This is a genomic window from Streptomyces sp. NBC_01092 (assembly GCF_045039535.1).
GTDB lineage: Bacteria > Actinomycetota > Actinomycetes > Streptomycetales > Streptomycetaceae > Streptomyces.
This window is the reverse complement of the sequence record NZ_CP108659.1, coordinates 3,194,200-3,207,636: the sequence shown is the minus strand read 5'-3', so window position 1 is coordinate 3,207,636 and position 13,437 is coordinate 3,194,200. Positions and strand designations below refer to the sequence as shown.

Below are 13,437 nucleotides of genomic sequence, written 5' to 3'. Positions count from 1 at the left end.
GCCGGCAGTGGTCGCCCCAGCTCAGGCCGCCCAGATGCGCCCGTCGGTGTCCACGCGGACCATGCAGCACTCCCGCAGGCTCCGCAGTGCCCCACCGAACAGGCTCCGGTCGTACACCGACAGCACCGCCGTCAGCTCGTCGGCGGTGCGGCCGGGGTTGGTCTGGATGTGACGCAGCGCCCTGGCGCGCAGGAACGGACTGATGCTGTCGACCCCGCCGCCCATCAGGAGAGGCCCGCCTGCACCAGGTGATCGGCCACCTGCTCGCGGACGTCCTCCGGCAGGTCGGGCATGAGCTGACCGAGGGTCTGCGCGTCGCCCCAGAACCAGCCCCGCAGGACGATGTCCATAGCGGCACGGGCGTGCATTGCGCGGCGGTCGGCGTCCAGGAGCTGGGCCCGGGTCGCGTCCATGATCGACGGGCCGGGCGGGGCAGCGAGCGTCACTCCGGTCTGCTGCGCGACCACCCGCACCACGGCCGCCGTCGCTTCGCCGGACGCCTGCTGGATGTCGGCCAGCGCCGCGCGCCCGGCGGCGACGATTTCGGCCTGCTGTGCGTCCAGTTCACCGGACATGGTCAACGCCTCCCGGAGTCTCGTCAGTTGGAGCGGGAGCGGCCCGGTAGTTGTCGTCGATACGGACGACCTTGCCCCGGCGGACCAGCGTCTCCAGGAGGCGCCGGGCCTGAGCGGCGGGCAGCCCCAGCACCACGCCGACCGACGCCGGAGTCATGCCGGTGTCCCCGTTGCCCTGGAGCAGCGTCAACGCGCGAGCAGCGGGGGAGAGTTCGGCCCCCGGCCGGGGCCACCGGTACCGGGCGCTCATACCGTCAGTCCCATCTCGTCAGCGGCGGCCCGCAGTGCCGCGAGAGCCGTCAGAGCGGCCAGGGAGCCGCTGTCGACGGTCTCCGCGCCCGATGCCACCAGGCCCGGCCGGGACAGCCTCACACCGTCCGTGAAGCCGTCCAGGGAGGTGTACTGCACCCCGCCCTCGGCCGCGTGCAGCACCCGGCCGCTCCCGGCGTACAGGCCCGCATGGGTGGCCGGGCGGTTGAGCACGACGTCCCCCGGCTCCAGGCTGTCCAGCTCGATGCGCTGCCCGGCGTCGATCAGGGGCAGGTTCATGCGGGGCACGAGCACCCCGGCCGCCTGCGCGTAGGCCCACCGCACCAGTCCGGCGCAGTCGAACGCCATCGGGCCGTCGGCGTCGTCGGCGTAGGGCGCACCGATCTTCAGCTCAGCGAACCGGAGGGCGTCCGCGCGCATACGGCCGTCCGCCGCTGTCTGGTCGCTCGCCGCGCGAGCGGCGGCCCGGCGACGCTCGGTCTCGGCTACCTGGCCGTCCCAGCGGTCCAGATCCCGGGCACAGGGCTCCATGCCGAACAGGGTGCGGAAGGTGGCCTCGCCTCGGGCGGCGAACACCTCGTCCGCCGGGACGTCCGACGCGCACCACCGGCACCCGGCGCCGTCCGGCAGGAGGACCGCGTCCAGCACGTCAGCGCTGAAGATCGCACGCAGGGCGGGCATCTGACCCAGGGCCCTGTCCCGCCGGGTGCGCAGCTCCTCCCGCGTGAGCGGAGCGGGCGGCGGGGGCTTCTCGCCGGTGGCCACGCTGCGGCCGTCCACGGTCAGGGGCTCGGGCGGCGGACGGAGGTGATCGGCCAGGTACTGCGCGGCCGTCTGCGGAGTCAGGCCCGAGGCAGCCCGGCTGCGCCGACGCCGGGCGAAGGCATCCACGGAGGCGCCGGTGAGCAGGATGATCCCCTCGCCGGGCACGCGCTCCAGGTCGCCGCGTTTCAGGGCGTCGTACGCCGCCTGCGTCGTCGTGTTCAGGCGGTCCGCCGCCTGGGAAATGGTGAGGAAATCCATTGCGCGCCTCCCGGCTTTTAAAAGGAGCATAATGGAGGGGCGGGCGCACTCCAAAGAATGGGGATCATGACTGGGGTGCGCCCCCTTTGTGCCCTCTTGTACCCCCGTGAGTAATCGCGCGTAAAAGCGCGTACACGAATTAAGTAGATGAAGATAAATAGGAACCTACAAACTTCGACGCCCGGTGCCCAGACGGTTTGCTGAACCTCGCACCCGGGGTAGGTTGTAAGCAGACCAAGGAACCCAGCCCCACAAGGGGCGCGGGTTCCTTTTGCTTTCCGGGAGGAGATCATGCCCATTCCCAAGGTCCCGATGTCGGCCGCCGAGCGGTCTCTCAAGGGTCGCCGGGCCATCGCCCTGCGCTACGGGCGCACCGAAGAGGCGGAACGCCTGGGCGCAGAACTGACGCTGGAGCGGGCCAACACGCTGGAGACCGAGGCCAAGCGGCTGCGTCGCGAGGTTGAAGCACTGACGGGCCCGGCCGCGTAGCCGAACCGAGCACCACCCGCCGGACGGGCAAGGCGTCCACCGACCGGCACAGCACCTGACCAAAGACCACGGAAAGGAGGCGCGAGGCAACCAGTGCGGAAAGGGGCCCAGAGATGGCCCAGGAAATGCCGGTGAAGGACCGACCGACGCTGGACGAGGAAATTCAGGCACGGGTCAATCGCGCTCCGGCGCCCGACGTAGTGATCGCCAAGGTGCGGCGGCTGCTCGCCCCGTCAGGGGGTGCGGCGGAGTGAACGCGAAAGACGAAACCCCCCGGGGGCTCAAGCCGGGGGGCTCTGAAGGAGACGCGGGGGCCAACCTCGTCTATGACGATGGTACCCGGAATGGCTCCGGAATTACCGGTTCAGGTAATTCACTGCTGTCTCCGGAGCACCGGGCCTTCCTCAATGGCCAGGCGACCACGGATGAGGTGCTGGAGCAGCACCACACCCGGTCTGTCACGGCGGCCGAGGCAGTGGGCCAGGGTCTCCCGGCCGGGCTGTGCAACGGCGACGGGATCCTGTTCTGGTGGCCGGTGCCGGGCCGTGACAAGCCGGTGCCGCAGTTCCGGCCGGACGCGCCGGTTGTGATCGACGGTGAGGAGTCCAAGTACGTCTTCCCGAAGGGGTGCGGGTCGTTCGTCGCGGTCTTCCGGGAGCCGACCGAGGGCGCGCGGGTACTGATCGCCGAGGGCACCAAGCAGAGCCTGGCGGCCCTGTCGTGGGCTCCGCCGGAGTGGGGCGTGGCGGGCGTGCCCGGGTGCTCCAACTGGATCGGCACCGACCTGGACTGGGCCGAGGACCGGCCGGTCGTCGTGATGTTCGACAAGGACACCGCGACCAACCGGGACGTCTACGACGCTGCCTCGGAGCTGCGGGATGCCCTGCTGGACGCCGGGGCCACCGAGGTCAAGTTCGCCCGTCTCGCGGGCGCCGGGGCCACTGACGGCCTGGACGACGTGCTCGGCCGGAAGGCGCCGGACAAGCGCACCGCCTACCTGGAGCGAGTGGCGGACCGGGCCCCCGGCAAGCTCGGACGCCGCCCGGCCAAGCGCCGGTCGAAGTACTTCGACGAGCGCGATGGCCTGCTGGCCGAGACGCTGTCCAAGGACGTGATGGACGGTCACCCGTGCGCGCTGACCGCCGAGCAGAAGATCGCAGGGTACGTGGACGGCGTGTTCCAGATCGACGGCACGTTCGTGCTGGCGTCGGTGCGTCGGCTGCTCGGGGAGCAGTACCGGCCGGTGTGGAAGAGCACCGTGGAGGAGTCGGTCAGGGGCATTCTGATCGATGAGGGCCGGGTCATCCCGGACACCCTCTCGGAGCCACTGCTCAACTGTGCCAACGGCATGCTCAACCTGATGACGGGTGAGCTGCTGGAGCACGACCCCAAGTACCTGTCCCGGTCGCAGATCCCGGTGCCGTGGCTGCCGGACGCGACCTGCCCGCAGTACGAGGCGTGGCTGAAGCAGGTCTGCCCGGACCAGGCCGACGAGCTGGAAAACGTCGTGTCCCTGATGCTCGACCAGTCCCGCACTCCGACCAAGGCAGCCTTCCTGTTCGGGCCGCCCCGGTCGGGCAAGTCGACCTTCCTGCGGATCATCAAGCAGATCGCGGGCGAGGCCAACTGCTCGGCGGTGGACCTGCACCAACTCGCCGACGACAAGTTCACCGCCGCCCACCTGTACGGGAAGATGGTCAACCTGTCGGCCGACCCGTCGTCCAAGGACGTGGCGGACATCCGGCTCTTCAAGAAGATGACCGGCGTCGACATGGTCACGGCGGACCACAAGTACGGCCAGCCGTTCGACTTCACGGCGACGGCCCTGTTCGCCTTCAGCGCCAACAACATCCCGCACGTGTCCGACCCGTCCGGCGCGTACATGGAGCGCATCCGGCCCTTCTGGTTCGGTCACTCCGTCGCCGGACGGGAAGACCTGGAGCTGGAGAGCAGGTTGGCGGGCGAGCTGCCCGGCATCCTCGTGCGGTGGGTCAAGGCGTGGCAGGCGCACTACGCCCGAGGCGGCTACCTCGCCGCCAACCGGGCCGTGACCGAACAGTTCGTGGTCAAGTCCGACCGGGTGGCGCGATGGGTGGCCGACTACTGCACCGTCACCCCGGCCGAGCCCCGCAGCACCCTCCCGGCCGAGCAGACCGCCACCACGACCGAGCTGTTCCAGGCGTTCACCCGTCAGCAGAAGCAGGACGGTGGGCTGGACATGGGCCGGGACGGCTTCAAGGAGCGGCTGCTGTCGGTGACGGGGGTGGTGGAGGTGAGGCGCCAGACGACGCGAGCGCTTGCCCTCAACGTCAGGGCCGGGACGGTCCACCGGGACGAGAGGGGCGCCGAGGCGGGCGAAGCGGGCGGAGTTAGCCCTCTTCTCTACAGGGCGCAGATACAGCCGGCAAAGGATCAAGACCGGGCAGATGAAGTGAGTGGGCGCCCTGTAGAGAAGGGCGCAACTTCGCCCGCTTCGCCCGCCTCGGTCGCGGACCGGTGCCAGATGCATCCCCGCTGCCCGGCCCGTGAGCACGCCTCCGGCTGCCCCGCTGCGGGGGCCCGGTCGTGAACCCCGCCCTGACCGACGCCTGCGCTGAGGCCCGCGAGCGGTTCGCCGCCCGGGTCCCGGCGCCCCGGCCGGAGGACTTCCCGTGCCGCTGGTGCGGGGCGCCCGTGGGCCGTCCGTGCGTCATGCGCGTCTCCGGCCGCACTGGACCGCACCGGCCCCGGGAGGACCGCTGGCGCCGGGCACACGACGCCTGGCAGGCCGCCCGCGAACGGGCCTGTGACGACGCCGTCAACGTCCTGTGCGAGCTGGCCCTCACCCTGGGCGCCGACACATGAGCCCCACCCGTAACACCCGGAAGGAGACGATCATGACCGCACCGCCGGACGAGGCGCACCGGACACACGGCCCTGGAGCTGGCCCGGAGCCCGGACAAGTCGACGACAAGATCCTTGGGCTGGCGGCTGCGGGCCTGCCCGTCCGCCGGATCGCCGCCGAGGTCGGCATGCCCAAGTCCACGGTGCAGGACCGGCTGTCGCACCTGCTCCGCACTCGCACCCAGCGCGCGTCGGACGAGTTCGTCGCCATGCGTGAGGTCCGGCTGGAGGATCTGTTCCGCCGGGCGTATGCCTCCCTGGCCGGGACGGAGAAGGGCTCGGATGCCTGGGGCCGGGCGTGGGACAGGTGTCTGCGGGCCGAGGAGTCCCTGCGCAAGCTCAAGGGCGCCGACGCCCCCGAGGCCATGACCATCGCCCTGGAGCGCCGCGTGGAGGAGGAGGCCACCGACGTCGTGGCTGCCGTCATGGCCGCCGTGGACGCCGTGACGGCCGCCCTGCCCGACCTGGACGGCGCCTTCCGGGCCAAGCTCCAGATGTACGCGCTGGAGGTCGCGGGCCACACCCTCAAGGCTGAGGGCGGAGGTGACCCAGGCCCGGCGCCGGAGGCACCCCGGCCACAGCTCGCCCTGCTGCCCGGGGCGTCCGCCGCCCCGGCCCCTCCGCGCTACCGCGAGCCGGACAGCGCGGATGCCGTGCTGTCCGAACTGGCGAAGATCCAGGACGAGTTCGGAGATCTGCTCGACGAGGAGGACGACGATGGACCGGAAGACGATCAAGCGACGGTTGCGTGAGCTGGCGGCCGACCCCGGCCAGCCCGGTGCAGCGGCCGAGATTCAGCGGCTGCGCGGGGAGCTGCTTCGGGAGCGTGGCCGCACCGGCGAGGAGCCCCCGGCCCGCCCGGCGCCCGAGCCTGCCCCGGCCGACCCGGACGCGGAGGCCATCGCCACCTGGCCGCCGGAGCTGCGCGCCCGGCTGCGGACCGCTTCCATGAGTCGCAAGATCGACCGCGCGTCCTCGGTGCACGATCCCGGCAGCTGGGGAGCGCTGAACGACCTGCGCCGACGGTAAAGAGTCGGTAACGGTTCTCCGGCTACAGCCCGTAGTTTTCGGCCCCGTCGGCGGCCGTCTCCGGGTCGCACCCTGCCTTAGAAAGGAAGGCTCCCTGAGCTGGGCGTTCCTTGATCGCTTCCCGCTACGCTCCGTGTACCTACGTGCGAATTACTACCTCGGTCGTGCCGATACCGAAGGCGCCTACGGCGAGGGCGAGCAGGGCCAGTGGCATGAAGTGCCTTTGCCTTTCGGGGTGTCGAGAGCGTCGTTCCGTGACTTCGTATGTTCAAGTACGGAACAAAGCGTCTCAGGCCCAGCATTCCGGCAGATGACAACCCGGTTGCAAGGATCCATCCAAAAGGCGCTGACCTGCGACTTTCAGGACGCGGATGTGTCGACCTTCACACGCGCGGCCACCGGCAGATGGTCGCTCCCGGTCTCCGGCAGCGTCCACGAGCTCATCGGCTCGACGCCCTTCACCATGATCTGGTCGATCCGCGCCATCGGGAACGACGCCGGCCAGCTGAACCCCATCCCGCTGCCCGAGGCGCCCTGCGTGGAGCGCATCTGGGCGGTGACGGCCCGCAGAGCACGGTCGTTCATCGTGCCGTTCAGGTCGCCGAGCAGCACGGCCTTCTGCAGCGGCTCGTCGGAAATGGCCTCGCCCAGCGCGTTGGCGCTCTTGTCGCGCTGCCGGGCGGTGAACCCGGCCTCCATCTTCACGCGCACCGACGGCAGATGGGCGACGTACACCGCGACCTGCCCGGCGGGCGTCGTCACCGCGGCCCGCATGGCACGGGTCCAGCCCAGCTTGATGTCGACGGCCCTGACACCGCTGAGCGGGTACTTGCTCCACAGCCCGACCGTGCCCTGCACCGAGTGGTACTTGTACGTCGCCGCCAGCGCCTTCTCGTACGTCGGAACCGCGTCGGCCGTCAGTTCCTCCAGCGCCACGACGTCCGCGCCGGACGCGGCCACGTCCTGGGCGGTTCCGGACGGATCGGTGTTGTCGGCGTTGACGTTGTGCGTGGCCACCGTCAGGTCGCCGCCGGTGCCGGTCTTGTCGGAGAGCTGGCCGCCGAAGAGGTTCAGCCAGACGATCGCCGGGATCAGCAGCGCGATCAGCGCGGTCGCGGACTTCCGCAGCAGGGCCAGCAGGAGAAGAACCGGGATGAACAAGCCCAGCCAGGGCAGAAACGTCTCGGTCAGCGAGCCGAGGTTGCCGATGGCGTTCGGGATCCGCGCGTGCAGCCCCATGACCAGGGCGAGGATCACTGCGAGGGCGGCCAGCACGATGCCGCGCCGCCAGATGCGTGGGTCGCCGCGCCAGCCCGAGACCAGGCGGCCTTGCAGGCGCCGAAGCCCGGATTCCTTGCGCTCGGGCCCCGAGCCGCTGCTGTCCGTCTCCGTCACGTACGCCTGCTGCGCCATACCGTCGCCTCACTACCTGCCGTGCACACCGTCGTCCCCCCGCGCCCATGGAAACCCTAGGGGATGATCGGTTCCGTTCATGCCGTCCCCATGACGGCCGTACGGGGGCGAGGACGTACAAGTCGGCTTCGCGAGTTCCGGTCCGGGCCGGGGAAAGCGCGCTCTGTGACGAAACGCGCACATGCGTACTACGGAGTGCCCGAACTGACGGGCCGTAGACCTTCGAGCACGGTGTCGACCATCTGCTCGGACAGCCCATCGGGCAGATCGGCGTCGGGGCGCATGACGGCACGCACCAGCATCGGGCCGAAGACCATGTCGTTCATCACGTCGACGTCGATGTCCGTGCGCAGCTCGCCGTTCTCCTGCCCGCGGCGCAGGATCTCGTGCTGTTTCCTGCGCCGCGGTTCGACGACGTTCGCGTGATAGGCGTCCCAGATCTTCGGGCTGCGCTTCATCTGGGCGATGACGTTGTGCAGGAGCACCGACGACCGGGTCATCAGGCCGCGCCGGCGCAACTGCTCCAGCAGCGTCACGAGATCGTCGCGCACCGAGGTGCCGGGCAGCTCGGGGTCCGGGGGCTCGGCGGCGCGTACGACGTCGACGAAGAGCTCCTCCTTGCCGCTCCAGCGGCGGTAGATGGTGGCCTTGCCGACGCCCGCGGTGCGGGCGATGCGCTCGATGGAGAGCTCCGCGAGCGGCACCCCGTCCTCCAGCAGCCGGATGACGCCCTCGATGATGGACCGCTCCACGGCCTCGCTGCGGGGGCGGCCCCGGACGGGGCCGTCCGGCCGGGGATTGCTGTCGGCGAGGCTCACTTGGTCGGTCCTTTCCGTGGGCTGCGCTGATTGTCCCCCGGGTATGCCGCCGCCGGTGCGGCGGCCGGGCCGCAGCGAGTCGTCCGCGGCCACCGCCCCGGCCCCCTCCCGGCACTCCCGTCCGCCCCGCCCGGCTCTATTCGGACGCCACCAACTCCCGCTCCTCCTCGCCCTTTTGAGGCGCCGTCGGCCGCCCCGGCAGGAACAGCGCCACGACCACCGCGCCGAGGACGGCGATGCCCGCACCCCACAGCGCCGTGACGTGCATGGCGTGCAGGAACGCGTCGTTGGCGGGGCCGACGAGCGCCTCGCCGCGCGGGCCGAGCTTGGCGGCGACGCCGAGCGTGGCCTCGATGGACTCGCCGGCCGTGTGCCGCAGGCCCTCCGGCAACGCCGTGAGCCGGTCCTCGATGTCGCTGCGGTACGCCGTCGACAGGACCGAGCCGAGGACGGCGATGCCGAGGGCGCCGCCGACCTGCCGGAAGGTGTTGCTGAGGGCGGAGGCGGAACCGGCCTTCTCGCGGGGCAGGGCCTGCATGATGACGACGCTGACCGGCGTCATGATGTGCGCCATCGCGGCGCCCATGAGGAAGAAGACGACCTCCAGGACCCAGATCGGCGTGTCCGCCTCGAAGGTCGCGAACGCGGCCAGCGTGAGCGCGATGAGCAGCATGGCGCCGGTCGTCGTGGCCCGGTTGCCGAACCGGTCGACCAGGAGCCGGGCCCGCGGCGCGAAGATCATCTGGGCGGCGGCCAGCGGCAGCATCAGCAGACCGGTCTCCAGCGGCGAGTAGCCGCGCACGCTCTGGGTGTAGAAGACCGAGAAGAAGGTCACGCCCATCAGGGCGAAGAAGACCAGCGCGATGACGCCGATCGCGGCCGAGAAGACCTTGTTGCGGAAGTACGTGATGTCGACGGAAGGGTGGTCGCTGCGCTTTTCGAACACCACGAAGGCGGCGAGTACGGCGAGACCGGCGGCGATCGTCGCGAGGACCGTCGGGTCCGTGAAGTCGGCGAGCTGGCCGCCCTTGATGATGCCGTAGACGAGCAGGACGAGGCCGACGACGGAGAGCACGACGCCGACGGGGTCGATGCGACCGGGGTTCGGATCGCGCGAGTCCGGGACCAGCCACAGCATCAGCGCGAGGGCGAGCAGCACGATCGGCACGTTGATGAGGAAGACCGAACCCCACCAGAAGTGGTCGAGCAGCACACCGCCGGTGATCGGGCCGATGGCGATGGCGAGGCCGACGCCGCCGGCCCAGATGCCGATCGCCTTGGGCTGCTCGTCGCGCTCGAAGACGTTCATCAGGACGGCGAGGGTGGCCGGCATGACGAAGGCGGCGCCGAGGCCCATCACCGAGCGGAAGGCGATGAGCTCGCCCGGTGAGCCGGAGAACGCGGCGAGCGCGGAGCCGATGCCGAACACGGCGAGGCCGCCGAGCAGGACCTTCTTGCGGCCGAGCCGGTCGCCGAGGATGCCCGCGCTGAACAGCAGGCCCGCGAAGACGAGCGTGTAGGCGTTGATCGCCCACTCCAGCTCGCTCTGGGTGGCGCCGAGGCCGGTCGGCGCGGGGGTCGAGATGGTCTTGATGGCGACGTTCAGGATGGAGTTGTCCAGCACGACGATCAGCAGGCTGAGCATCAGCACACCCAGGATCGCCCAGCGGCGCCGATGCACGGCCTCCGGTATCCGGGAGCCGGTGTCAGGGACGGGAGAAGTCATGGCGTCGAGCCTAGAAGACTTTCGATACGGCACCGTCTCGTATCGTAAATTTTTACCGAGCTCTTACACGGGAGGCATCGGGGTGCATCTCACACGAGGGGGCTTGGCCGCGACTGGCACGAAGTGCCACCATGGAGGGGATCCGGGGACGCCGTCAGGGCGCCTCGAGATGACATGAAGGAGCCGTTGCCATGACGCAGCTCTCGGCTGCCCAGACGCCTCAGGCGAAGCCCTCCGACGGCAGCAATGCGCTGTACGGGGGGAAGGGCACCCGCCGCATCACCGTTCGTGACATCGCCGCCGCCAAGGAGCGCGGCGAGAAGTGGCCCATGCTCACCGCCTACGACGCGATGACCGCGTCCGTCTTCGACGAGGCCGGCATCCCGGTCATGCTCGTCGGCGACTCGGCGGGCAACTGTCACCTCGGCTACGAGACCACGGTGCCCGTGACGCTCGACGAGATGACCATGCTCTCGGCGGCCGTCGTACGCGGCACCTCCCGCGCCCTGATCGTCGGCGACCTGCCCTTCGGCTCGTACCAGGAGGGCCCGGTGCAGGCCCTGCGCTCGGCGACCCGGCTGGTCAAGGAGGCCGGCGTCGGGGCCGTCAAGCTGGAGGGCGGCGAGCGCTCGCACCGCCAGATCGAGCTGCTGGTCGAGTCCGGCATCCCGGTGATGGCCCACATCGGCCTGACCCCGCAGTCCGTCAACGCCATGGGCTACCGCGTCCAGGGCCGCGGCGAGGAAGCGGCCGCGCAGCTGCTGCGCGACGCCAAGGCGGTGCAGGACGCGGGCGCGTTCGCGGTCGTCCTGGAGCTGGTGCCGGCGGAGCTCGCGGCCGAGGTGACGCGTGTGCTGCACATCCCCACGGTCGGCATCGGCGCAGGACCGGAGACCGACGCGCAGGTCCTGGTCTGGACGGACATGCTGGGCCTGACCGGCGGCCGCGTCCCCAAGTTCGTCAAGCAGTACGCGAACCTGCGCGAGGTCATGGGCAACGCGGCGAAGGCCTTCGCGGACGACGTCGTCGGCGGAACGTTCCCGCTCGAGGCGCACTCCGTCCACTGAGCCCTCCCGGGCCCCTGAACCACTGCGGCACCAAGCGCCCCGCCGATCTTCCCCCGTCGGCGGGGCGCCCCTTTGTGCCCGGTTTCCTGCCCGGTGATCAGCGGCGGCGGTACGACTCCACATAGCCGCCCGCCGGCGTGCCGACGCCCGTCACGTCGTCGTAGCCCTTCACGGCGCTCAGCGAGCTGTCCTTGCCGAGGCTGCGTACGGACGTGGCCAGTCCCTCCGTCGCGTCGTAGCCGTTGACGAAGTCGACGCGGGCCACCGCGAGTCCGGAGCCCGTCGGGTTGTCCGTGACGTCGTGGTACGCCTTCGAGCCGTAGCGCGCGTAGATCGCGGGGTTGGCGAAGCCGAGCGGCTTGCCGCCCGCCGCCTCCTGGGCGAGGGCCTGGACGCCGGCGATGACCGGCGCCGCGAGCGAGGTGCCGCCGAGGCGGTACTCGTCGTAGGCCTGGGTCCTGCCGTCCGGCAGGGTCTGCGTCTGCCCCACCAGGAACCCGGTGTTCGGGTCGGCGATCGCCGCGATGTCCGGCACGACCCGGTTGCCGTCGGCGCTGTTGGCCTTGGCCAGCGCGTCCGGGACGAGGCCCCGCTGGTAGTACGGCTCGGCGACGGTCCTGCTCGTGCCGCCGCCCGCGCCCGAGGCGAACGCGCCGGGGAAGCCGGTCCAGCTCTTCCCGTCGGCCGCGAGGCTCGCTTTCTGCGTGCCCCAGCCGGTCTCCCCCAGGTACTTGTCGCCCTTGCCGACCGCCAGCGAGGTGCCGCCGACCGCCGTCACCCAGGCCGAACTCGCCGGGATGTCCACCTGCTTGGTGCCGGTGCTCGCGACCTCGTCGCCGTCGTCGCCGGAGGAGTAGTAGAAGCCGATGCCCTCGACCGCGCCGAACTGGAAGACCTGGTCGTAGGCCGCCGCGAGATCCGGCGTCTGGTCGGCCTCCACCTCGCCCCAGGAGTTGGAGACGATGTCGGCGAGATGGTTGTCGACGATCTTGCCGAGCGAGTCGAGCAGATCCTCGTCGTAGCAGGAGGCGGCGCCCACGTACGTGATCTGTGCGCCGGGCGCGACCGCGTGCGCGGCCTCGACGTCCAGGGTCTCCTCGCCGTACCAGCCGGCCGCCCCGCACTCCTTGGTCCGCGTGTACTTCGCGGGCAGGACCTGGCGCAATTGGCCGCTCTTCCAGGCCGCGTCGCCGCCCCGCTTCGCGTAGGTGGCCGCGTCGAAGGCGATCGTCGGGGAGGCGTACGCGTCGGTGATGGCGATGCGCACCCCCTTGCCGGTGCGCGTGCCGGCGCCGTACGCGGCGCGCAGCTGCTTGCCGGTGTAGCCCTTGACGGCGTACGGGACCTTCGTGCCGTACGCGTCCGGCAGCGTGCTCGCCACGTTCGAGCCGTGGTACGTCGAGAACGGCCCGGCGTTGCGGAACACCGTCTCCGGCGGCGGCAGTTGGTCCCGGTGGCTCGCCAGGTGCGGCGAGTTGTCGAGGCCCGTGACGGTCAGGACGGCGTCCTTGAGGCCGTCCGGCACCGAGGCGGCCGTCGTGGGCGCGCGGTAGGTCTTCGCGCCCTTGGTGTAGTTGTGCAGCTGGGTGCCGAACGCCTTCTCCGCGGCGGCCACATCGCCGCTGACGGCGACATAGTGTCGAGTGACGCCCGTGACCTTCAGTCCCGCCGACGTCAACCAGCCCTTGACGGCGGCCACTTGAGCCTTGGTCGCGCCGAAGCGGGACTGGGCCTGGGCCGCGCTCAGGTGCTTGCCGTACGTCGCGGAGTCCGGGTCGGAGACGGCCTTGGCGTAGGCGGCGAGGCCGGTCGCGTCCTTGCCCTGCAGGTAGACGCGTACGGCGACCTGCGCGCCGTCCGAGGCCGCGCCCTTGTCCGCCCGGGGCGTCGCCCACGCGGGCTTGGTGCCGGCGAGCCGGTCACGGCCCGGGGCGTCGGCGGCGTGCGCCGCCGGTATGCCGAGCGCCAGCGCGCCGGTGAGGAGAGGCAGTGTCGCCGCCAGACTCACGCAGGCGCGCCGCGCGGCATGTCGAGATCTCATGGAACCCCCTGTGCGATTCGTGTGCGAGTGGATCACCCGACGGTGGCCACTTAAGCGACGAACCGTTCACGCCAGGGGAATGCCCGGCCCAAGAAGGTCCCAA

Annotated in this window: 15 protein-coding genes; 7 read left to right on the top strand and 8 right to left on the bottom strand. The window is 70.8% G+C overall.

All coding sequences use genetic code 11. From position 1 onward, the window contains the following. Positions 1-21: 21 nt before the first annotated feature. Genes OG254_RS14355 through OG254_RS14340 form a run of 4 tightly spaced genes read right to left on the bottom strand, consistent with a single transcriptional unit; the run spans position 22 to position 1,868 of the window. Entirely contained in the window at positions 22-225 is a 204-nt protein-coding gene (locus OG254_RS14355) for a hypothetical protein (RefSeq protein WP_405581466.1), read from the bottom strand. Further along, a complete protein-coding gene (locus OG254_RS14350) occupies positions 225-575 on the bottom strand; it encodes a hypothetical protein (RefSeq protein WP_405581463.1) in 351 nt (116 codons plus the stop codon). Before OG254_RS14350 ends, OG254_RS14355 begins: the two co-directional genes overlap by 1 nt. After that, positions 565-825, bottom strand: a complete 261-nt coding sequence (locus OG254_RS14345; protein WP_405581460.1) for a helix-turn-helix domain-containing protein — start codon at positions 823-825, stop codon at positions 565-567. Before OG254_RS14345 ends, OG254_RS14350 begins: the two co-directional genes overlap by 11 nt. Beyond that, positions 822-1,868, bottom strand: a complete 1,047-nt coding sequence (locus OG254_RS14340; protein WP_405581457.1) for a C40 family peptidase — start codon at positions 1,866-1,868, stop codon at positions 822-824. The genes OG254_RS14345 and OG254_RS14340 overlap by 4 nt, the downstream gene beginning before the upstream one ends. Before the next feature lie 291 nt (positions 1,869-2,159). Here OG254_RS14340 and OG254_RS14335 point away from each other — a divergent pair, with 291 nt between their 5' ends. The 6 genes from OG254_RS14335 to OG254_RS14310 all read left to right on the top strand — a co-directional run bounded on the left by OG254_RS14335 (position 2,160) and on the right by OG254_RS14310 (position 6,269). Then, on the top strand, positions 2,160-2,357 hold the full coding sequence (locus OG254_RS14335) for a hypothetical protein (RefSeq protein WP_405581454.1): 198 nt from the start codon (positions 2,160-2,162) through the stop codon (positions 2,355-2,357). Between the two features lie 113 nt (positions 2,358-2,470). Continuing rightward, complete coding sequence (locus OG254_RS14330) at positions 2,471-2,611, top strand: hypothetical protein (protein ID WP_405581452.1); 141 nt, start codon at positions 2,471-2,473, stop codon at positions 2,609-2,611. A 176-nt stretch (positions 2,612-2,787) separates the two neighbouring features. Continuing rightward, positions 2,788-4,926 (top strand): phage/plasmid primase, P4 family, encoded by a 2,139-nt coding sequence (locus tag OG254_RS14325; RefSeq protein ID WP_405581449.1) that lies wholly within the window; start codon positions 2,788-2,790, stop codon positions 4,924-4,926. Then, complete coding sequence (locus OG254_RS14320) at positions 4,923-5,201, top strand: hypothetical protein (protein WP_405581446.1); 279 nt, start codon at positions 4,923-4,925, stop codon at positions 5,199-5,201. Before OG254_RS14325 ends, OG254_RS14320 begins: the two co-directional genes overlap by 4 nt. 32 nt (positions 5,202-5,233) lie before the next feature. Next, on the top strand, positions 5,234-5,992 hold the full coding sequence (locus OG254_RS14315; protein ID WP_405581444.1) for a hypothetical protein: 759 nt from the start codon (positions 5,234-5,236) through the stop codon (positions 5,990-5,992). After that, entirely contained in the window at positions 5,958-6,269 is a 312-nt protein-coding gene (locus OG254_RS14310) for a hypothetical protein (RefSeq protein WP_405581441.1), read from the top strand. Before OG254_RS14315 ends, OG254_RS14310 begins: the two co-directional genes overlap by 35 nt. A 360-nt stretch (positions 6,270-6,629) precedes the next feature. Here the strand turns inward: OG254_RS14310 and OG254_RS14305 are convergent, their stop codons facing one another. The 3 genes from OG254_RS14305 to OG254_RS14295 form a co-directional block, all read right to left on the bottom strand. Next, entirely contained in the window at positions 6,630-7,682 is a 1,053-nt protein-coding gene (locus tag OG254_RS14305; RefSeq protein ID WP_405581438.1) for an endonuclease/exonuclease/phosphatase family protein, read from the bottom strand. Between the two features lie 188 nt (positions 7,683-7,870). Then, positions 7,871-8,500: a TetR/AcrR family transcriptional regulator gene (locus tag OG254_RS14300; RefSeq protein ID WP_351198725.1), complete on the bottom strand. Its 630-nt coding sequence runs from the start codon at positions 8,498-8,500 to the stop codon at positions 7,871-7,873. A 136-nt stretch (positions 8,501-8,636) separates the two neighbouring features. After that, complete coding sequence (locus OG254_RS14295) at positions 8,637-10,226, bottom strand: MFS transporter (RefSeq protein WP_351198727.1); 1,590 nt, start codon at positions 10,224-10,226, stop codon at positions 8,637-8,639. Between the two features lie 191 nt (positions 10,227-10,417). Here OG254_RS14295 and panB point away from each other — a divergent pair, with 191 nt between their 5' ends. After that, entirely contained in the window at positions 10,418-11,293 is an 876-nt protein-coding gene (panB, locus tag OG254_RS14290; RefSeq protein ID WP_147996374.1) for a 3-methyl-2-oxobutanoate hydroxymethyltransferase, read from the top strand. A 97-nt stretch (positions 11,294-11,390) separates the two neighbouring features. Here the strand turns inward: panB and OG254_RS14285 are convergent, their stop codons facing one another. Beyond that, positions 11,391-13,334 carry a protease pro-enzyme activation domain-containing protein gene (locus tag OG254_RS14285; protein WP_405581433.1) on the bottom strand — a complete coding sequence of 648 codons (1,944 nt, stop codon included), beginning with the start codon at positions 13,332-13,334 and terminating at the stop codon, positions 11,391-11,393. Between the last annotated feature and the right edge of the window lie 103 nt (positions 13,335-13,437).

Coding starts and splice junctions, on each gene's coding strand:
- OG254_RS14355 (WP_405581466.1), bottom strand. CDS start 225: ATGGGCGGCGGGGTCGACAGCATCAGTCCGTTCCTGCGCGCCAGGGCG.
- OG254_RS14350 (WP_405581463.1), bottom strand. CDS start 575: ATGTCCGGTGAACTGGACGCACAGCAGGCCGAAATCGTCGCCGCCGGG.
- OG254_RS14345 (WP_405581460.1), bottom strand. CDS start 825: ATGAGCGCCCGGTACCGGTGGCCCCGGCCGGGGGCCGAACTCTCCCCC.
- OG254_RS14340 (WP_405581457.1), bottom strand. CDS start 1,868: ATGGATTTCCTCACCATTTCCCAGGCGGCGGACCGCCTGAACACGACG.
- OG254_RS14335 (WP_405581454.1), top strand. CDS start 2,160: ATGCCCATTCCCAAGGTCCCGATGTCGGCCGCCGAGCGGTCTCTCAAG.
- OG254_RS14330 (WP_405581452.1), top strand. CDS start 2,471: ATGGCCCAGGAAATGCCGGTGAAGGACCGACCGACGCTGGACGAGGAA.
- OG254_RS14315 (WP_405581444.1), top strand. CDS start 5,234: ATGACCGCACCGCCGGACGAGGCGCACCGGACACACGGCCCTGGAGCT.
- OG254_RS14310 (WP_405581441.1), top strand. CDS start 5,958: ATGGACCGGAAGACGATCAAGCGACGGTTGCGTGAGCTGGCGGCCGAC.
- OG254_RS14305 (WP_405581438.1), bottom strand. CDS start 7,682: ATGGCGCAGCAGGCGTACGTGACGGAGACGGACAGCAGCGGCTCGGGG.
- OG254_RS14295 (WP_351198727.1), bottom strand. CDS start 10,226: ATGACTTCTCCCGTCCCTGACACCGGCTCCCGGATACCGGAGGCCGTG.
- panB (WP_147996374.1), top strand. CDS start 10,418: ATGACGCAGCTCTCGGCTGCCCAGACGCCTCAGGCGAAGCCCTCCGAC.
- OG254_RS14285 (WP_405581433.1), bottom strand. CDS start 13,334: ATGAGATCTCGACATGCCGCGCGGCGCGCCTGCGTGAGTCTGGCGGCG.